Source organism: Pseudomonas sp. KT_2_4 (genome assembly GCF_041410225.1).
In the GTDB taxonomy this organism is placed as follows: domain Bacteria; phylum Pseudomonadota; class Gammaproteobacteria; order Pseudomonadales; family Pseudomonadaceae; genus Aquipseudomonas; species Aquipseudomonas paracarnis.
Window position 1 is genome coordinate 4,805,560 of record NZ_CP166962.1, and the last position, 19,340, is coordinate 4,824,899.

The 19,340-nt window shown below is 54.9% G+C and carries 21 protein-coding genes; 5 read left to right on the forward strand and 16 right to left on the reverse strand.

What is annotated here, in order from left to right; translation table 11 throughout:
- Positions 1–315 precede the first annotated feature (315 nt).
- The 5 genes from AB9N64_RS22105 to AB9N64_RS22125 are packed head-to-tail and all read left to right on the forward strand — an operon-like array spanning position 316 to position 3,760.
- Complete coding sequence (locus AB9N64_RS22105; RefSeq protein WP_008437351.1) at positions 316–666, forward strand: metalloregulator ArsR/SmtB family transcription factor; 351 nt, start codon at positions 316–318, stop codon at positions 664–666.
- 22 nt (positions 667–688) lie between these two features.
- Positions 689–1,978, forward strand: a complete 1,290-nt coding sequence (locus AB9N64_RS22110) for an arsenic transporter (protein WP_008437350.1) — start codon at positions 689–691, stop codon at positions 1,976–1,978.
- Between the two features lie 9 nt (positions 1,979–1,987).
- Complete coding sequence (locus tag AB9N64_RS22115) at positions 1,988–2,458, forward strand: arsenate reductase ArsC (RefSeq protein ID WP_008437349.1); 471 nt, start codon at positions 1,988–1,990, stop codon at positions 2,456–2,458.
- Positions 2,458–3,192 carry an arsenical resistance protein ArsH gene (gene arsH, locus AB9N64_RS22120; RefSeq protein ID WP_008437348.1) on the forward strand — a complete coding sequence of 245 codons (735 nt, stop codon included), beginning with the start codon at positions 2,458–2,460 and terminating at the stop codon, positions 3,190–3,192. Before AB9N64_RS22115 ends, arsH begins: the two co-directional genes overlap by 1 nt.
- Positions 3,193–3,211: 19 nt before the next feature.
- Positions 3,212–3,760 carry an arsinothricin resistance N-acetyltransferase ArsN1 family B gene (locus AB9N64_RS22125; RefSeq protein WP_008437347.1) on the forward strand — a complete coding sequence of 183 codons (549 nt, stop codon included), beginning with the start codon at positions 3,212–3,214 and terminating at the stop codon, positions 3,758–3,760.
- A gap of 255 nt (positions 3,761–4,015) precedes the next feature.
- Here the strand turns inward: AB9N64_RS22125 and AB9N64_RS22130 are convergent, their stop codons facing one another.
- The 16 genes from AB9N64_RS22130 to AB9N64_RS22205 form a co-directional block, all read right to left on the reverse strand.
- The gene (locus tag AB9N64_RS22130; RefSeq protein ID WP_024073377.1) at positions 4,016–5,971 is read right to left on the reverse strand and encodes a DEAD/DEAH box helicase; all 1,956 of its coding nucleotides are present in this window, start codon (positions 5,969–5,971) and stop codon (positions 4,016–4,018) included.
- A complete protein-coding gene (locus tag AB9N64_RS22135; protein WP_019818088.1) occupies positions 5,968–7,848 on the reverse strand; it encodes a hypothetical protein in 1,881 nt (626 codons plus the stop codon). The genes AB9N64_RS22130 and AB9N64_RS22135 overlap by 4 nt, the downstream gene beginning before the upstream one ends.
- Before the next feature lie 110 nt (positions 7,849–7,958).
- Positions 7,959–9,863 carry a type I DNA topoisomerase gene (gene topA / locus AB9N64_RS22140; protein ID WP_008437341.1) on the reverse strand — a complete coding sequence of 635 codons (1,905 nt, stop codon included), beginning with the start codon at positions 9,861–9,863 and terminating at the stop codon, positions 7,959–7,961.
- 99 nt (positions 9,864–9,962) lie between these two features.
- Positions 9,963–10,160 carry a CrpP family ICE-associated protein gene (locus AB9N64_RS22145; protein WP_073845721.1) on the reverse strand — a complete coding sequence of 66 codons (198 nt, stop codon included), beginning with the start codon at positions 10,158–10,160 and terminating at the stop codon, positions 9,963–9,965.
- Between the two features lie 178 nt (positions 10,161–10,338).
- Positions 10,339–10,764, reverse strand: coding sequence for a hypothetical protein (locus AB9N64_RS22150; protein WP_008437339.1), 426 nt, complete (start codon positions 10,762–10,764; stop codon positions 10,339–10,341).
- 110 nt (positions 10,765–10,874) lie between these two features.
- The gene (locus tag AB9N64_RS22155; protein WP_008437336.1) at positions 10,875–11,339 is read right to left on the reverse strand and encodes a single-stranded DNA-binding protein; all 465 of its coding nucleotides are present in this window, start codon (positions 11,337–11,339) and stop codon (positions 10,875–10,877) included.
- 15 nt (positions 11,340–11,354) lie between these two features.
- A complete protein-coding gene (locus AB9N64_RS22160) occupies positions 11,355–11,894 on the reverse strand; it encodes a DUF3158 family protein (protein WP_008437334.1) in 540 nt (179 codons plus the stop codon).
- 5 nt (positions 11,895–11,899) lie between these two features.
- Positions 11,900–12,625 carry a PFL_4669 family integrating conjugative element protein gene (locus tag AB9N64_RS22165; RefSeq protein WP_008437331.1) on the reverse strand — a complete coding sequence of 242 codons (726 nt, stop codon included), beginning with the start codon at positions 12,623–12,625 and terminating at the stop codon, positions 11,900–11,902.
- Positions 12,626–12,693: 68 nt separating this feature from the next.
- Positions 12,694–13,182, reverse strand: coding sequence for a hypothetical protein (locus tag AB9N64_RS22170; protein WP_183043793.1), 489 nt, complete (start codon positions 13,180–13,182; stop codon positions 12,694–12,696).
- Between the two features lie 305 nt (positions 13,183–13,487).
- Positions 13,488–14,789, reverse strand: coding sequence for an STY4528 family pathogenicity island replication protein (locus tag AB9N64_RS22175; RefSeq protein WP_019816979.1), 1,302 nt, complete (start codon positions 14,787–14,789; stop codon positions 13,488–13,490).
- Positions 14,786–15,481 (reverse strand): DUF2857 domain-containing protein, encoded by a 696-nt coding sequence (locus tag AB9N64_RS22180; RefSeq protein WP_008437329.1) that lies wholly within the window; start codon positions 15,479–15,481, stop codon positions 14,786–14,788. Before AB9N64_RS22180 ends, AB9N64_RS22175 begins: the two co-directional genes overlap by 4 nt.
- Before the next feature lie 28 nt (positions 15,482–15,509).
- Positions 15,510–17,276, reverse strand: a complete 1,767-nt coding sequence (locus AB9N64_RS22185) for a ParB family protein (protein ID WP_008437328.1) — start codon at positions 17,274–17,276, stop codon at positions 15,510–15,512.
- Positions 17,273–17,509, reverse strand: a complete 237-nt coding sequence (locus tag AB9N64_RS22190; protein WP_008437327.1) for an Arc family DNA-binding protein — start codon at positions 17,507–17,509, stop codon at positions 17,273–17,275. The genes AB9N64_RS22185 and AB9N64_RS22190 overlap by 4 nt, the downstream gene beginning before the upstream one ends.
- A 33-nt stretch (positions 17,510–17,542) precedes the next feature.
- Positions 17,543–18,544, reverse strand: coding sequence for a nucleoid-associated protein YejK (gene yejK / locus AB9N64_RS22195; protein ID WP_008437326.1), 1,002 nt, complete (start codon positions 18,542–18,544; stop codon positions 17,543–17,545).
- On the reverse strand, positions 18,544–18,783 hold the full coding sequence (locus tag AB9N64_RS22200) for a type II toxin-antitoxin system HicA family toxin (protein ID WP_008437325.1): 240 nt from the start codon (positions 18,781–18,783) through the stop codon (positions 18,544–18,546). The genes yejK and AB9N64_RS22200 overlap by 1 nt, the downstream gene beginning before the upstream one ends.
- Positions 18,780–19,301 (reverse strand): hypothetical protein, encoded by a 522-nt coding sequence (locus tag AB9N64_RS22205; RefSeq protein ID WP_008437321.1) that lies wholly within the window; start codon positions 19,299–19,301, stop codon positions 18,780–18,782. The genes AB9N64_RS22200 and AB9N64_RS22205 overlap by 4 nt, the downstream gene beginning before the upstream one ends.
- Positions 19,302–19,340: the final 39 nt, after the last annotated feature.

Below are 19,340 nucleotides of genomic sequence, written 5' to 3' on the forward strand. Positions count from 1 at the left end.
TGATCACCCATTTCCATTCACGCTGAGCATTCATTTGCATTCACGCTGACCACTCAATTGCATTCGACCTGACCAGCTATCCTGCCATTACGCCTAGAGTAATGAATCCAAAATCGCGTTCAGCGAACATCCATTCGAACATCAAATCTCCGTCCGCGTGCTGAGGCGATTGTTAATCCCTCCTGGTCGTTACCCTGTGGTCGACCGGTGAGCATTGATCCCCATCGTTAACTCCCGCCACAGGCATTTGTGCAAGCAGGCTGAACGTGGTTAAATCTGCATATTCGATTATCCACATATGCAGAGCGATTGCTTATGAGCCTTACACCACACACATTCTTCAAGTGCTTGGGTGATGAAACTCGCGCCCGGATCATGCTCATGCTTTCGGCTGAGGGTGAGTTGTGCGTGTGCGAGTTAATCTGGGCACTGGACGATAACCAGTCGAAGGTCTCCAGGCATCTTGCCCAACTGCGTGCTTGCGGGTTACTCGCAGATCGGAGGCAGGGTCAGTGGGTTTACTACCGGCTGCATCCCGAGCTTGAACAGTGGGCACTGGATGTTCTGAACGTCACTACGCAGGCACACCAGTCCTGGGTTAACGACCATCAAGGACGGCTGGCTTCCATGGAAGACAGACCCGTGCGCCAAGCCTCCTGCTGCTGACATCCTGATCTGGAACATACTCATGCTCATCGCAGCATCGATTTTCGTAGTTACGCTCGTCTTTGTTATCTGGCAACCCAAGGGGTTAGGTGTCGGCTGGAGCGCGGCAGCGGGTGCCGTTCTGGCACTACTGACTGGCGCCGTAAGTCTAGGGGATGTGCCGGTTGTGTGGCACATCGTCTGGAACGCTACCGCGACCTTCATTGCTGTGATCATCATCAGTTTGTTGCTCGATGAAGCGGGATTCTTCAAATGGGCGGCGCTTCATGTCGCTCGCTGGGGTCGGGGCAAAGGCGGACGTCTGTTTGCGCTGATGATCCTGCTCGGTGCAGCCGTTTCGGCACTGTTCGCCAATGATGGAGCCGCACTGATTCTGACCCCAATCGTCATCGCGATGCTGACGGCGCTTCGCTTCAGCCCGGCATCCACCTTGGCATTCGTGATGGCCGCAGGCTTCATCGCTGATACCGCCAGTCTGCCGATGGTGGTGTCCAACCTGGTGAACATCGTTTCGGCAGACTTTTTTGGCGTGGGTTTCGGTGAATACGCTTCTGTCATGTGGCCAGTGAACCTAGTGGCCGTGGCCGCGACACTGTTCATGCTCTGGATGTTCTATCGCAAGGACATTCCCGCCCAGTACGACGCGGATCAGCTTGAGGCCCCGGAGTCGGTGATTCGAGATCGGGCGACCTTCATTGCTGGCTGGTGGGTACTTGGCCTGCTGCTGGTTGGTCTGTTCGCACTGGAGCCGTTAGGTATCCCCATCAGCGCTGTTGCTGCTGCGTGTGCAATGATCCTGCTGGTCATCGCAGGTAAAGGCCAAATCATCTCCACGAGAAGGGTCATCAAGGACGCGCCCTGGCAAATTGTCGTGTTTTCGCTGGGCATGTATCTGGTGGTCTATGGCCTGCGTAATGCTGGCCTAACCGACTCGCTCTCGGGGCTGCTGAACATATTTGCCGAGCATGGCCTATGGGCCGCTACCTTGGGCACCGGTATCACCGCTGCGCTGTTGTCCTCGATCATGAACAACATGCCGAGTGTGCTTATCGGCGCTCTGTCCATTCAGGGCAGCGACGCTACAGGACTGGTACGTGAGGCCATGATCTACGCCAACGTCATCGGTTGCGATCTTGGCCCCAAGATCACGCCCATCGGAAGCCTGGCCACGTTGCTGTGGCTGCATGTGCTAGCGCAGAAAAATATCCGCATCACCTGGGGTTACTACTTCAAAGTCGGCAGCATCCTCACCCTCCCTATCTTGCTGGTAACGCTGGTGGCACTGGCGTCGCGGCTGAGCATCCCTGTCTAGGAGAAACCCATGAAAGTGCTATTTATGTGTACGGCAAACAGCTGCCGGAGCGTTCTCTCGGAGGGGTTGTTCAACCACCTGGCCCCGAGCGGTTTTAACGCCGTCAGTTCGGGCAGCTTCCCAAGCGGACAACTGAATCCACGCGCCGTGAGTACGTTGCAAGCGCTTGGTATCGACACCACAGATCTCTACAGCAAAGGCTCAGAGGTGTTTTCGGACTCACCACCGGATGTGGTGATCACCGTGTGTGATAAGGCTGGAGGCGAACCCTGCCCGGTCTATTTCGGGCCTGCTGTCAAAAGCCACTGGGGCCTCGCCGACCCTTCCGATGTAGAAGGCACAGACAGCGACATCCAAGCCGCATTTGACGCGACCGTCGTCCAGATTAAAAAGCGTTTCGAGGCATTCTTCAGCTTGGATCATTCGGCGCTCACACCGCAGGAACTGAAGCGCGAGCTAGATCAAATAGGTGAACTGTAATGGACGAATTTTCCTCGGAAAGCAGCCTGGATCTACCTAATCTGGATCAGTCGCTAATCGACTTCGTCACACTGGATCGCCTGCAAGGCAACGAGCAACCGACTCACAAACCACGCATCTTGTTGCTGTATGGCTCAACCCGTGAGCGCTCTTTCAGCAGGCTGCTGACCCAAGAGGCCGCGCGCATCCTGACCCTAATGGGAGCCGAGACCGTCATCTTTGATCCCTCGGGTCTGCCTCTCCCTGATGACGCTCCGGAAGACCATCCAAAGGTTAAAGAGCTGCGGGATCTGGTTCTGTGGTCAGAGGGACAGGTGTGGTGTTCGCCAGAGCGTCACGGTGCAATGTCTGCTGTATTCAAAGCCCAAATAGACTGGATACCTCTCACGTTGGGCGCTGTCCGCCCCAGCCAGGGCAAGACGTTGGCCGTCATGCAGGTCTGCGGTGGATCACAGTCCTTCAACACGGTAAACCAGCTTAGGATCCTCGGGCGCTGGATGCGGATGATCACCATCCCAAACCAGTCGTCAGTACCCAAAGCCTTTCTGGAGTTCGACGACGCAGGGCGTATGAAGCCATCCGCCTACTACGACCGTGTTGTGGACGTGATGGAGGAACTGATGAAGTTCACGCTGATGGTTCGGGGCCGGGAAACGTATTTGGTAGACCGCTATTCGGAGCGCAAGGAAAGCGCCGAAGCACTCTCGAAACGAGTCAATCAAAGATCGATTTGAGCGACCAAGGGGATAGAGGATGAGCAACACCACAGTAAGGATTGCGCAGATTTCGGACGCTCAAGCCATCCAGGCAATTTACGCACCGATGGTTGAGCATACGGCGATTTCGTTTGAGCTTGAGCCGCCCACAGTCGAAGAGATGGCCAAGCGGATTGGGTCGACTTTGCCGACTTACCCGTATCTGGTAGCGGAGCGAGACGGCCAGCTCATCGGCTATGCATATGCCAGTCAGCACCGGGCTCGTGAGGCCTATCGCTGGTCGGTCGACGTCACCGTTTATATATCGCCAGAAGCGCACCGTAGCGGGGTCGGCCGGGCACTGTATGGCGTGTTGCTGCCGACATTGAAAAGGCAAGGGTTTCACGCAGCCTTTGCCGGGATCGCGCTGCCAAACGATGGCAGCGTGGGGCTGCATGAAGCACTAGGCTTCGCTCACATCGGTACGTATCCAGAAGTAGGATTCAAGCATGGCGCTTGGCATGATGTTGGATATTGGCGTATCGCGCTGGATTCAACGAGTCCGCCAAAACTGTCCGTGCCTTTCAGTGAGATCAGTCTCTTCTGAATGGGTCTCGACGGCCATTATGAGCGATGGGAAGATTCTAATACGTAACAAAGTCAATTATGTTCGACTCCTCGAAATGAATACGAGCAAAGTGGGTAAAATCGAAATAGATTTGCCACTTTCGGAAGTTTGCAGATATCGAACGAAACTATTGTTGCCGATGGGGAGGCCTATTAGATTCCAGAAAACAAAAGTAATGGTTCCAAGTACGTTTACAAGGTCTCAGCCACTAAGAAGCAGTGATATACCGCAGATCTACAAATTGGTCGCCAATGCTTGTCTCGCGTTGCCGGCCGCGTCGGGCTCAATGAGGTCACTTGCCAACTGACGCTTATCCTGCAGCATTTGCCAAAGCATCTGGTCGATTGTGTTTTCCACCAGCGGGATTTTCACCACGACCATGCGCAATTGCCCATTGCGGTAGGCCCTGTCCTCAGCCTGGTCCTGCAGTCCAGGCGTCCAGGGGAGGCCCAGGAACATCACATAGTTGGCCGCAGTGAGGTTGTTGCCGGTGCCGGCAGCGGAGGTAGTGGCGGCAAAGACGCGGGTTTCTGGATCACTTTGGAATTGATCGATCGCCTTCTGCCGTTTGCCTACAGAGTCACTGCCGACAACCGTGACGCACCCGTACTCAGCTTGCTTGCACCGAGTGCGAAGTGTTCCTACCGTATCCTTGAACTCACAGAACAAGATTACTTTGTCCTCCGCGTCCAGTTCGCACAGCAGATCCATTACGACACGAATCTTTACCTGCTCAAGCAACTGACGCAGTGATCCCAACCTGGCGAGGCTAGGCCTGTCTTCGAGCCGAATTTGATCGTATTGCTTGCGCTCTTCAGCAGTGAGTTCGATGGGTAAAGTTTGGCGCTGTTTGCCCTTGAGACCGGGCAAGACATCCTTGCGTCGACGGAGCATCCAATCGCCGATTGCGCCCCGCAGATTCATGCGGAAATCCTGACTGCCGGCGAACTGTTCGCAGAATTCTTTCAAGGGCAGTTTCCCAACGGGGTGGCCGGATAGCCGTAGCAGCGTGTGCAGCTCAGATTCTCGGTTGAGGACTGGCGTACCCGTCAGCAGGTAACGGTTGGGTATCTTGGCGGCAATGTCGAAGCCGTGACGTGTCCACGCGGCGGTCGGCTCTTTCAGGCGGTGCGCCTCGTCGATGATCATCACTTCAAAGTGTCCTGCATGCAGAACAAAATCGCCAAGGCGTTCGTAGTTGGTGATAATCCATTGCGAAGAGGGATCAAAGACCTGTTGGCCGATAGTGGCCTTGGGATACACCATCTGGATTTCGCGTTGCCAGTTGATGATCAACGTCGACAGGGTGATAACCAAGATGGGTCTATTAGCTGCTCGGATTGCAGCGGCAATGATTGCTTGGCGAGTTTTACCAAGCCCCATGTCATCCGCAAGCAAGGCGCTTGTGCGCTGTAGCAAGTGCCGGATGCCTGCCGGTTGATGGTCCAGTAAAGAATAACCAGCCAATGCCTGGTTAATCTGTTCGGTAGTGGACCCGGTGCGCTCGATTGAGGGCACCGCGGCTAAATACACATCGGTTGAGGTGCTATCGTCAGCCGCTTTTGCTGCGCGCTCTTGTGGCGGTCCACCAAGACTGATGCGGGTGATTTCATCAGCTGGAACAACGGATCCGTCGGTCAGCAGCTCTTGCACGGTGTCGAGGATTTCGAACTGATCCTCCGACAATCCAAGCTCCAGGATCAAGTTGCTTCGCACCACTTCCGCACCAGCGTCAATGCGCCAGGACTTGGAATGCCCGAGAAACACGCCGTGCATGCGCCTTGAAACGGCGACCGCGCCAGGATGGTAGTCACCTGACAGCAGGATCCCGCCCTGAACGAGTGGAGCTATCCGAAAGGTCAGCCCCCACGTGAATGCCTGCCGATCTGGGTCGTTTTGTGCGGCTGTGATTTTATGTGAAAACGTCTCCCAACTTTCATTGAAACGGTCCTCGGACAACTCCATCAAACGGTGGAAGAGCACATCCAGGTCATCCAGCAACTTGCCTTTTGGTAATCGCCAATAGCGATGTTGAGGATGCTCGGCACGCCGAATATAGAAACCATTACGTTCGAGAAACAGCCGGTTCGCACCCTCAACGTATTGCATTAAGACCCCGAAGTCATAGCCGTCAAAAATGACTTTTTCGACCAGGTCCTGCCGGCGGTTCATCAGACGTGGACGACTCATGTCCTGCTCAATCGTTGGTTGATCCATTCCGCACAGGCCTGGGCATGCATTTTTTTCCGGTTTCGATTTGTATAGCGCGACATGGATAGTGTTTGGTCGGGCCATTCCAGGTTAATGGCGAGCTCACCCGATTTGATCTTTGCCCAAAACCATTGATAGGCCCGGTCAACCCTGGAGCCCGACTTAGGTGTGCGATTGCGGAGCCCTCTCAGTTGTATCGTCACCAGGTGTTTGGGAGTCAATTTTGCTAACGTTTCGCCCCAGGCACTTTCATCCATTTGGATTTCTGCAGAGGCCAACGATTTCCCGTTTTCGCGAACCGAAAAAAGACGGCAGATGCCCCGATAAGCACTGTAGTCGTAACCATCAATGCAATGGCCCAGCGCTCGATGTTCCGCATCAAGATCGGCGGGGCACTTCAGTTCGATAATTTGCAGCCCATTTGGACTCACGAGGGGTGTGCTGGTTGAATAAAGCAGCGGCTTCCAGGGCGTTAAAGAGTCTGTTCTTGTTTGTGGATCTACTGCATCTAAAGCCTCACGGATGTCTATCAACGCGAGGTGAAAGCCATTCACCAAGCTGGCGATCTGGTGATAGGAAGCAGTAGCAATGAAGCTTTTGAGTTTCTGCAGTGCTTCACCAGAAGCTGGTCCGTCGCTCTCATCAACGTTGTTAAAGAGCTCGTTCAGGTCTCGAAAGTCGTCGGCGATTTTGGACCAATTGTCGTCCGACCAATCAGTTGGACACCCTGACAGCAGCCTGTTCCAGTCCTGCGTTTGATCCAGCAGTTGATACGGGATTTTATCCAGCAGCGCGAAGAGAGTGATCCAGTGCGCTTTTTTAAGAGGACGGCGATTGCCCAGTGAGGCTCCCAGCAGCAGTCGATGCCAGGGTCCTTGTGGCCCCTCGCGGCTGATACGGGTCAATGCACTGCCGGTATCGAATACCCGCTGTTGACCCAGGTAGCGCACTGCAGCGCGCGGCGCCTGTAGCAGCCAAGCCAGTGTGTCGGAAAGGGGGAGGCCCGCGTCGGCTATGCGACCTACCAGGCACTCTTCAGCGGAAATCAAATAACGGTCCTCACTCCAGTATGGGCGCCACGCCTGAAGTTCATCCCATGGGCAGTTCATGTATACCTGCTGCTGCCCATCCCACGGCCACGGCCATTGATCTGCTAGTACCAGAAGTGGAATCAGTACTGGCTGGGCTTTTAGGGCCTGAAGGCGGCGTTTTCGGTCACCTTGAGCCAGCCAGTTATAGAGCTTGGGTGAGGGACATTGCGCTGAACGAATGGCGAATAAAAGCTCTTGGTCCAGACACTGGCAAAACTGCTTCAGCGTGCTGCCAATCTGCTTCAGGTAAAATCGGGTGCGGGGATTGAAGTACCGATTGTTGCTCGCCGTCCAATCGAAGCCGCGGCGATTAAAGCTTCCTAGATCTTCAATCGAAAGGGCTTTCGCCCTCTCTCCAGCAGACTTGCAGAAGGAGGTCAGTAGGACGTCTGCATACCAGCGTTTTTCAAACCTGAGCAGTAGCTGCTGGGCCACCATTGCGGTGGGTTTTCTCTTATGCACGCGGTCCTTGCTGAAGATTTTGCAGGCCTTAACCTGATGACCATCGAAGTACTGGAGGTGATCGCCGATTCTGGCCAGGAGCCGCCGTGTTTGATCATCTGTAGAGGGCAGGGCTACGCACCAGCAACGAGTATGGACAGTGGAACTCAGATAGGTATCGATGAAGGAGGTCAGCTGGGAGGGCGGTACGTTAAATTGTAAAGCCCAGGTCTGGGCGACTTCAATTTGCCGGTCTGAGAACTTCTCCAGCTTCGGCGCTAAGATGCGCAGCCCCACCACCGATTGTCTCTTCTGTACGCTCACCCATGACCTCCTCTGCAATTTCGCAGAGGACTGTCAGGTATAGGAATGGTGGGCTTCTAGGGTTAATGCGTAACGGCGTTGTCGGTGATTTATATCGGCAATGGCAGAAGTCACACCCCTCTGGGTTTATTGAGATCTGGTTTGCCATTCAAGTTTGGAAAACTCACCTTGCATCCATTCGATTTGAAGCCTGTGCAACCCCAAAAGTCATAGCCACCGCCCCCTTTTTTTTGTCGCCTTGCGAGGGGTTGATTGCACTTGGGACAGTTGAAAGCGCCACCTGCTGTGGCTGGGCGTGGAGCGGACGCCATCGGCACACTCGGCATTCCACGTTGCTGAGACAGTTCCTCTTCCAGGCGTCTATGCAGACGCGCAACGACAGCTCCATAGGTGTCTTGGCCCTGGGCGACTTTGTCCAAATCCCGCTCCAGCTCCCTCGTAAAATCGAGCTCCACGAAACTGTAGAACCCTTCCAGCTTCGCGATTGTTTCCTCCCCCAGCGGCGCCGGTACCAGCTTGCGGCTTTTTTCCTCAATCATTCCTTTGCTGGTGATGTTCTTCAAGATCGAGGCGAACGTGCTGGGACGACCAATACCGCGGCGCTCCATTTCTTTGATTAGACTGGCCTTGGTGTAGCGGGATGGCGGCTGAGTTTTCTTCTTCAGCAGTTCTCCGTTGTGCACAGAGATGATCTGTTTTGGTGTGAGTGCAGGAACTGGGTTGCTCGCTGCTCCATCTTCCTCATCGTCTGTGTCATCGCCCTTGAGCAGTTTCCGCCACCCAGGATGAAAAAGGGTTTCACCAGTTGCATTGAATCGCAAAGCCTTACCATTTGGGCCAACCGCGAGCAGTTTTACAGCACGCACGTCGAATACCGCCGCTTCGATCTGGCTGGCCAGCGCCCGGACCCAAATCAACTTGTACAGGGCGAGTTCCTCGTCGTTCTCACCAGCTTTTGTATCAGCCCAATGCGTCGGGGTAATAGCGGGGTGGCCTTCCTGCGCGCCTTCGGCGGCCTTGAATGTACGTCGCTCGTCGACGGTCTTCAATCCGATAGATCTAGCTACGGTTCTAATATCCTCCATGGCCTCGTCTGGTACGTTGGGATTATCCGTCCTGTGGTAGGTGATCACGCCTTGTTCATACAATCGCTGGGCGACTTGCATGGTCTTGTCCGGGTCCCATTTCAAGGCGTTGCTGGCTGCTTGTTGAAGGGTGGAAGAGATGAAGGGCGCGGGTGGGTGGCGCTCGGCCTTGCGGTCTTCACAGGACTCGACGACGACATTACGTGTGCCGGCGACGAGTCGGGCCAGGTTGGCATCTTGAACGTAAGGAAAGTCTTTGCTCGCGAAATCCGGTACCGGTTGCCAGTCTGCATACCAGGTGGTGCCCTGATTCATATCCACAAAGTTCAGACGCACACCGAAGTGGTTGATTACCTGAAAGTTGCGGATCTCGCGCTCGCGCAAAACCACCAGGTATACGGCAGGCGATTGCACGCGGCCTGCAGAGGTGGGCTTGCCCATCAGTCGGCGTAGCTCCTGAGTCACCAGGTAACCCACCAAACGATCAAGTACACGCCGGCATTCTTGTGACGCGACTCTGTTCAAATCGATTTGGCGAGGATTGGCTAGAGCCTCTGCGACACGCTTCAGGGTGATTTCATTGAAGGTGATGCGTTTGTAGGATTTGACCGCCAGTACCTGCTGGATGTGCCAGCTGATGCTTTCACCTTCGCGATCCGGATCGGTTGCGAGGTAGATTTCATCGGCCTGTTTAGCTGCGGCCTTGATGGTCCGCACGGCCTTGGCGCTCTTATCCAGGATCTCGTACACCGGTGTGTAATTTTTGCGGACGCCTGTGGTGATCATGCTGTCGTCCTGCCCTCTGGCGGGCAAGTCACGTATGTGCCCACCACTGGCGACAACCAACCAGTGTTCGCCTGGGCGCAGTTTCTTCATCATTGGCTGAAGCTTTTTCAGCTTCCCAGGTGCCTCGATGATCAATAGCTTCACGGTGTGCCCCTTCTCAATTATGCAGAGCGGGACTGTCACGTCATGGCAGGTAAGGCTTCAATGGGAAATGGTCAATGCACAACGGGAGGCTTTTAGCGGCTAGAGGTCCAGCGTCAGCTGCTGTTCCTGGGCAAAGCCCTTTAGCCACGACGCGCGCATCGCAGGATGGTGGTAAGGGCAGTCATACACCCGTAGCCCTTTTCGGGCGGCGTCAGCACCGGCTATTTGAACGGCAGTATGGGGGTTATTGAATTGCCGCCTATCTGCTGGTTTCAAAGAAGTTCGAGATTGCGCCATTGGCTATCGGTCCCCGAAGAACAGATCTATCAGACAGTAACATCACGAATAGCGCATTTTTTTGCATCAAAAACGGAAGTTTTAAACTTCTGTGCTTGAGATAGCCGAATGGAAGTGTGACTCAACCTGAAAGTTAACGAATGGCGCGATTTTTTGCCAACCAATTGGCGGTTTGATGTCAATTCGAAGCTGGCTCGTCCGTCCAGTTCGCAACTCTGATCCACGCGATGAAGTCCTGAGTGGATTGTCCGCTTTGAACACGTAGTTGTTCCAGCTTGCCGTATAAGTGTTCAGTCATTTCGTCGTCGTCGTCAAAGTCGACGCGGTATTCAGTATCTAAGCGGTATTCATCGAGCAAGGTGTTGATAAATCGGCGGGCTTGCCAGGTATCAAGGTCTGTCTCTCCACGGCCCCCCATCAGATACTCTCCCGTTCGCCACCCAACTGGAGCCCATGATGCTCGGTTTATGTCCAGGGTGAGCCCGTAGTAGTCCGGAGCATTCACCTCGCTTTCATCAAAGTAAGCCCAGTAAACACGGCCTAAAGCTGGGTGCTCTGCGCCAATGACAACGTACCCTGTTGGGTCCCTCAAAACTTCATCCATCGGCACGTCCTAATTTGTAGTGGTTCTCTAATGAGGTCGGGGGAAACGATGAGCTGTTTCCCCCAACACCGACAGCTACACGAATGGGCCGAAAAATTAAGCCCCTGTTTTCAGAATTGCGGTGGATCGGTATCTGGATATTCATCCGGGCCTGGAGCTGGCTGCGGCCGCGATTCGGGTCTGTTGGACTGTTGCGAATTCTGGTTTTGCGAAGGCGCCAGATTCACCATGGTCACGCGGTGTGGCAGCATGCCGACCCGGCTGGCCTGGATTTTCAAAGCTTCGAATTCGCCATCGTCGTTCTTCCAACGGTCCATAACGGCGCGACCGGAAACCAGCACTCGCATACCTTTCTGGAACAGTTGCGAATAATGCTCGGCGTCCTTGTGCCACCACTCCACATTCGCCCAAAAACCGCCACGATCTTCGTAGCCGCCTTTGCCATCCGGAATCGAATTGTCGAAGTAAACGTTGGCTCGCATGAGTCGACGTGGGTCTTTATTGCCGTTGGGGAATTCTTTGAATTCCGGTGCAGAACCGATATTGCCTTCCCAGCCTTGTACGGGCGTGCCCATGAGTATTCTCCGAGGTTATTGGTGTTGCGTTGGGTTGTTGAGCTGCTGCAGGCGAGCGGTATACACGGCCTCTGCCTGGCCCATTTTTTCTGCGCACTCGGCGGCCTGTTTGGTGATCGAGTGCAGCAAACTCATTTGCATATTCAAGGTGATGCGCTGCAGCTCCATCACGTAAAGATCCTGCAGCATGGATTCCGGTGTTCTGGGTGAGCCCATCATTTCTGCCCAAACCCCTACGCCCATCCGCCGATCTGTCACCTGCTGCCATCTCAAAAACTGGGTGCCGGCTTGGGTGTTCTGCTCAGTCAACCGCACTGGAACTAGGGTGAATGGATATCGGCGGGCCTGGCTCAGCACTTCCTGGGCAAGAGCTTTTAAGTCCGATTCTTGAGCTCGGCAAAGATCGGCAAATTGGGTCAGCTCCCCCTTACCTTTAAAAGGCTTTAAAAGGCCCTTTAGTGAGGCAGCCTGTTGCAGTCGCTGAAAGGCTTCCTGTTGCAGTGGCCGGAAGGCGGTCTGTTGCAGCGACCCATCATTGGAGGGAATCTGGCCCATGCTCTTTAACCCTCAACGGGGTCATCGAGATGATCATCCGTCTCGGTTTGCTGCTGACCGCGGATGATCGGTGGCGCGAAATTCGAACGGCGGGTGCCTTCCAGGATGTCTTGTGGCAGCTCACCGTACCGCTCGTACATTTTGCGGGCTGCTTCAGCCTTGGCATTGTTTGCAGCGAAGTCGTCGCGGGCAGCGCCTGAGTACTTATAGATCTGGGCCAGACCAAACAGTCTCCGCAGTACCGCTGCGCCTTCGTCGATCCAGGTTTCCATATCGTGGCGCCCGACAAGGCCAACGTGCTGGGCCAACAGAATGCGTCTGACAATTTCGTCGTAGTTCGTCAGCAGGTACACAGCCTGAAATCCCAGGGGATTGGAGATGTACAGCGGGAGGCTGACAGGCTGGATCGAGAGGTTTTCGCTAATGCTGATGGCCGGTGGAAGAGAGGCCATGGCTGTGTCCAGGCGATCTTCGATGGTCTTTAACGCTTCCTTGGAATCGTTGATCTTTTCCTCGAGGAGGATCATCCACCAGTCAGAGTAGGGATCATCCTGTTGGGCGCCTCGAGACATTCGATTGACGACAGTGCAGAACCCTGACAGACCAATGATGCCGGCTTTGAGGTCATTTTTAGGGCGCCCCATCCATATACGAGCGGCGTGGTGAGTGTGAAGGGTGAGCTTCACATCGCTGCGCAGTGAACCGATGTTGAGCCGGAAGTTATCAGCCATGGTGCAGTGTTTCCTTGGGAAGAGGATTGACGTACCCATGCTGCAATTTGGCTATAGGAGACGCAGCATTAAATACGTAGCCCGATGGAAGGGGATTTGTTGAGGCTTCTATATAGGAAGAGCTGAAACTCGCCGGTGCGGACCGAATCCCTTGCGTGGCGGCCACCTCCGGTGCCGGATGCTGTCAGGGTGTTGTGGGCCACAACACTTGCCATGTCGCCGGCACGGATGCCGGATCCTGCCAAGGTGGTGCGGGCCGCACCACTTATATGGCTGCCACCTCCGGTGCCGGATGCTGTCAGGGTGTTGTGGGCCACAACACTTGCCATGTCGCCGGCACGGATGCCGGATCCTGCCAAGGTGGTGCGGGCCGCACCACTTATATGGCTGCCACCTCCGGTGCCGGATGCTGTCAGGGTGTTGTGGGCCACAACACTTGCCGTGTCGCCGGCACGGATGCCGGATCCTGCCAAGGTGGTGCGGGCCGCACCACTTATATGGCGGCCACCTCCGGTGCCGGATGCTGTCAGGGTGTTGTGGGCCACAACACTTGCCATGTCGCCGGCACGGATGCCGGATCCTGCCAAGGTGGTGCGGGCCGCACCACTTATATGGCGGCCACCTCCGGTGCCGGATGCTGTCAGGGTGTTGTGGGCCACAACACTTGCCGTGTCGCTGGCACGAATGCCGGATCCTGGGCAAGTGATTTGGGCCGAGTCACTTGCGTGGCGGCCGCGGCGTATTTCGGTTCCTGTCAGGGTGTTGCGGGCCGCAACACTTGCTGTGTAGCTGGCACAGATTCCGGTCACGACCGCTTCGCTCTGGGCCGCGTTACCACGATATTCTGGTTGTCCACCTGACATCATGGATGTGTACCCCGATTAGGCTTCAGCAGATGCAGCATTCCGCTGAGTGTGTGTTTTGCGGTTTGTATCGACTCAGGGCTACGCGTCTGCGTTAGCGTCTTCGTCGGCTGCTCTGCGCCCTCTGGCGGGGCTGAAGCGTCTTGACGCTCGGGGCTCGCTTTTGCCTTGTCGTCAGGGTTCCATTGGCTGTTGAAATCGCCGCGAACGGCCATGCCGACGAGCGTCATTAAGTATCCAAGCGGGTTTCGGACCCCTCCCGAGTCACAGCGGTGGACCCATTGTTTGATGAGCGCGGTTTTCAACTCTGCTGGAACCTTTTGCAGCGCCAGGACCGCGTTCTGTTTTTGCTCGACCGGTAGTCGATGCAGTGCACCGAGCAAATCGGCAGCGATGTCGTTTGGTGTGGGCGGTACATGTACAGAGCTTTTACAAACATCTTTGTGTGTATCTGTATACGTACTATATGAGTTCGGATGCCGAACTAAGTCCGAACTCAGTGATTTACGGCTGAGTTCGGCATCCGAACTCTGCTCCAAAGCGATTCGCTCTTCGCCTTTTTCACTGAGTTCGGTATCCGAACTCAGTGGAGATAGAGCTATATTTTGCTGAGTTCGGATTCCGAACTCAGTCGCTTTAAGAACGACTGGAGCCTGCGCTTTGGTCCAGGCCTGGCTATTCATGCGGGATTCGATGATGTCCAGCCTGCTAGGTAAGCGTTGGCCAACATCAGGATCAGCTGCAAATTCCTTCCAGGCAATTTCTGCCACTTCGCGAATCACCTTGGTCTGGTGCTGCATTGACTGCGCGAGTAGCTGCAAGTAGTCCTTGTCGAACTCTATAGCTTCGGCCGGTGTGACCGGTTCGTCGTGAAGCAGGTAGACGTTGCCTTGCACTTGTCCACTCAGATCATTGCGCACCCGTCGCCCCAGGCTAAGCCAACGGGTGAGACGTAAGGTCACTAATGCTTTTGATACAGTTTCACGCGAGGCAGGCCTACCGGGTTGCATACCCAAATATGGCCGCAGTTGGTCATAGGTAGGGAACGCCGTAAGGCCGTCGTCATTGATCAGTAGGCGAAATACCTGCCAGGTGTTTCTTTCAAGCGGGGTTAAGCGATCATCCAAAAGCAATCGGCGAGGAACCGTTTCGTGTGGGTTCCCGCTGAAAATAATTCCGGAGTAGGGGGAAGACCCTTCAATCCCCGGAGGCGCCGACTCTTTTTTCTGAAGCAAATGAGCTTCAAGGTGACCCGAGGCCGAGTCTAAAAGCGTCGACAAGGGAAGCCGAGACAACCTCATAATACAGAGTCACCTTCCACCGATGTCGCTGCAGGCTGTGCAAGTCGTTGAGAAGACACAAGCTGTAGCCTTCTCGGAAGGCCAGGGTTTGCAGGAGGGTAAAGCCCTTCCTTTATCCAGGACTGAATGCGATGCCAGATGATGGCCAGGCTGAGGTTTTCGTGGGTCTCATCTGGGCTAGTATCCTGTGGAGCATTGAGTTCCTCGGCGACCAACATGGCGATGTCCAGCAACGCGAGACTGTCGCCAAGCTCTACCTGATGCTCTTGCATTAGGTGCGTCCATCGGTACCAAAGCTGAGCGTCCATCTCCTCACTGAATTCGCGCCAACGGCCACGACGTGCCGTCACGCCGATCATTAGGCGTTGAAGGGCCACATCCTGCGGAGACAGCCCGAAGAACTGTTGCAGCATTTGAGTGGTCGCGCCAAGTCGCAGCGCACGTTCAATCATGCGCACTTCTTCATCAGAACGCTGCGCGCCTGACAGTAGTTTTTTTACCATGTCCCCATCAATGGTGACGTTGCACCAAGACACGGGAGTGTTAAGCAGCAAGCTCAGTACTGAAGGTTGTTGGAGCTGAGCCAATATCTCTGGCTCCAGGCCCATTTCGATGCAGCGCCGAAGTTGGCCATTACGCATGTGATGAAGCACCTGTGACAGGATTGCTTCATTTATTGGTGTCTTGGACATGACGACTCCCCCTTGTAGAGTCCGTGTGTTAACTGGCTGAATTCGGACCGTTGTTGGCGACTGACTGGATTTCCAGGTCAATCAAACGTCTTGCGAGACGAATAATGCGGAACAGCTTCACTAGAGCGCCGTCGCTGAGACGGCATTCACTTTCAGGGGGCTGATCTTTTGTGTGAGGCTGGCCCAGTAAGATCTGGCCCAGTCCGGCTGCGAACTCAAAGTCAGCCAACGCGTCGATTTGAAGCTTGGGTTGCTGCTGAATCATTTTCAGTACGATGGCCATCGAGCCGCTCAAAGACTGGAGCAGCGTCAAGGTATGTTGGGCTGTGGCAGTAATTTCGACTTCCGCTTCGGGGTGTCGGTAGCTGAACCCGACGCCACCATCGATATCGATAAATTGACCTGGGGCTTTGACCGAGCTGGCTATTTCGCGAGCCAATTGAGCGATGTGCTGACGCAGGGTCGCGGTATTGTCTATTTCGCGTTCGATGTACCAAAGGTCAGAAATGGGATTGAGTCCGCCAGCTTGAACAGGGATGGCCACCAAGGCATTGGAGGCGAAGTCGGGCAAGACCTCACCGTCAAGCGCAGCGAGCTCCCGTTTCATCTTGTCGACTCTGGGAGAAGTCTTCACAGGGCTCGCAACGTGCCCATCGATACGTGCTTGGCGCTCTTGTGGGCTCATTTGCTCCTGCGGAGTTGGGGCCAGTTGCTGTTGCACCCCTTGAGGTGAAGGACTCTCTTTGGAGGGCGTCGTCTTATGTGTGCTGCCCCCCGAAGTAGTAGGGGGTAGTTGTAGAGGGTTCTGATTAGCCTCAATGCCATTGTTCGAAACGTTAAGTTGAGTCCCCCCCTCAAATTGCGATGCAGGGTACTGTGGCAGCTCAAGAACCGGCGTAGACCGGCGCAATTGGTCCTGGTTCTGAGTGATTTCCAACAGTATTTGCTCGTAGCCGAGGTTCAGCGGCTTTTTAAGGTGATCTATCAGTTCGTCCTGAAATCGCTGGAATAGAAATTCTTCAGCGTCGCCCTCAAACTGGGACAGTACATCTTGGAAAAGCGTATCGAAATCAAGGTGCTGCTCCTGCTCTTGATAATTGCGATCCCAGCACTGAAGAGCTGTTTTGCGCAAAGACAGAAGCTTTATGATTCTGTCTACTCCCAGTCCAGAGTACAGCGCGCCTGGAATTGCTGGCAGTAAGTACCGAATGGTGTCGTGCATACGACTCAAGTGAGACGCGGAGACCGGGTAGCCATCCGCTGACAGCCGCCGTGAAAGCTCACGTAATGAGATAGACTCCCCTGCCTCTGTTTCATACAGCGCTCTCGCTTTGTCGACCCCAATAGCCCGCTCAATGAACAGGAGCTGGCCTTGGAGGTCGTTTTCAGCCAAGTGGCCGGTGAGCGAGATGATTTCGCCCCGAACGGCGTCCCAGGGTCGAAATAGGCAGTGAAACTTGAAGTACTTCTCGTCGCCGGTCTCACGATACAACTCGTTTAAAATTGCCAGGCGAGTGTTGCCGCCGTTGCGGATCCGGTACTTATCTTCCCCAGGTTTACGAGTGACGGGAGGTGGCGTATCGAGTCCCCGATTTCGTATCGACTCTTTAATTTCATCGTACTTCGGGTTACGAGTCGTCCTTGGGTTTTCGTCATACGGCAGCGTTTCGTCGAGAGTCAACAGCATGGGGGTATCGACGATGGGGTCGCTCATTCGCGCTGCCACCGGCGACTTCGATTCAAACGCCGGCAGCAACAGCTTATCTTTCATGGTTTGGGCCAAAGACGCTTTCATACTCTGGCTCCTGGCTGCTCATAAGCCGGGCTTGCCGCCAAAAGCTGGTCAATGATTTTCAAAGCACGATCCAGAGCAGCTTCAAGTTCGGCAGTTGTCTCCAGCCGATAAACAATTTCTGAGTTCATCGACCTGGCGTTTTCACGTGCTTCCAACGCGATGCGTTCGCGCATCCCGTCGGGCAGGCGAATAACGAATTTTTCTTCATGCAGACGCTGTGGTTTGTTACTCATGGTGGGCTCCGATGCCTAGGGTAGAAAGTGTGTTCAGCGACGTTTCAACTGATCAGTGAGTTGGGTAGGTAACCCCTTGATGACTAATGAATTGGACGCCTCGTCGTACTCGATCTTGTCCCCTAGCAGATGCGCTTCAAAACTGATGGACAAGCCTTCGGCACGGCCGGTGAACCGACGGAATTGGTTGAGAGTGCGTTTATCCAGGGGGATTTCCGGCGACAGGCCGTAGTCCTTATTGCGGATATGGTCGTAGAACGCCTTGGGGCGATCTTCATCGATCAAGCCTGACAGTTCCTCCAGGCCCATGGGTTCACCGAGCTTGGCCTGGCTGGTGGCGTAGTCCACCAGGGCCTTGGTTTTCTCGCGGGCCGATTCGTCTGGCAGGTCTTCGTTTTCAACGAAGTCGCTGAACGCCTTGAGGAGGGCGCGGGTTTCGCCCGGGCCGTCGACGCCTTCCATGCAGCCAATGAAGTCGCTGAAATACCCCGAGATCTTCTTACCGTTTTTGCCTTTGATGTACGAGATGTACTGCTTGGATTGCTTGTTGTTCTGCCACTCGGACAAGTTGATACGCGCTGCCAGGTGCAACTGGCCAACGTCCAGGTGGCGTGAAGGAGTGACGTCCAGATCGTCAGTAACCACCACGCCTTCACTGTGGTGGAGCAGGGCGACAGTTAGGTAGTCGGTCATGCCTTGCTGGTAATGGGCAAACAGTACGTGGCCACCGGTGGAGAGGTTGGACTCTTCCATCAGCTTTTGCAGATGCTCGACCGCCGTGTGGCTGAAGGCGGTGAAGTCCTGGTCACCTTCAAAGTACTGCTTTAACCAGCCGCTAAACGGGTGCGCGCCGGACTCGGCATGGAAGAAACCCCAGGCCTTGCCTTGTTTGGCGTTATAGCTCTCGTTGAGGTCGGCAAGCATGTTCTCGATGGCGACCGATTCGGATAGCTCCGAATCGCGTGCCTGGAGAACAGCAGGTGTGCCATCGGGTTTTTTGTCGATCAGGTGGACGATGCAATGACGGATAGGCATTAGATTGCCTCCTGCGAGTGTAGGGTTTGAGCTCGATCAGCACGACGAATACGGGCTTTGGCGTTGAGGCCTGAGCGGTAATCGCTTGCGGTTGATGAGGTGTAAATCGATCCAAGGCCAGATTTCGTGAACTTGATATGGCCACCTTGAGTGCGAGACACCGTCCAGCCATTCGCTTCAGCAAACTTCACGAGTACACGAAGGCTCTCGCTTTTTCCGCGTAGGAGATTGGTGGTCATAGCTCTGCATCCCTGTCTGCCAGAACGTTACCGGTCTGGATCGCGATGATTTCAGCCTGATCGCCAGGAAACTTGGTACCGAGCTCATGCAAAAAGTGACGCGTAGCCTCACGTGCTCCAGGCACGCGGAACACCACGCTGCAGTGCTGAACTTCCGCGGGGTGTTGCAGGTGAGACATGACGGCCACTTTCAGCGAGCAGCACTGGAGGTAGCGGGGCACCCAAACCGACCAGAAGTAGCTGGATAGCAAGGCGCCCGCACAGAGCAGTTCAACGGTAATTGTTGCGCTGGGCGTGTTGGTCAGCTCGACGTAGCCGAGCTTCTCAAACTCCAACAGATCCTCACGCATGCTCATTGGGACCACGGTGCTGTGGTCACGAGCAAGGCGGCCGATCGCTTGAGCTAATGCGTCGAGCTCCACCGGGTTGATCCCAGATTTATGGGCATGAGCCACAGCAGAGGCTTCGAACACGGCACCGGCATGGATACTAGGAAATAGCTCGGCGCTACTGTGCATCCGACACCTCCTGAAGCTCCTCGATGTCATAGCTATTGC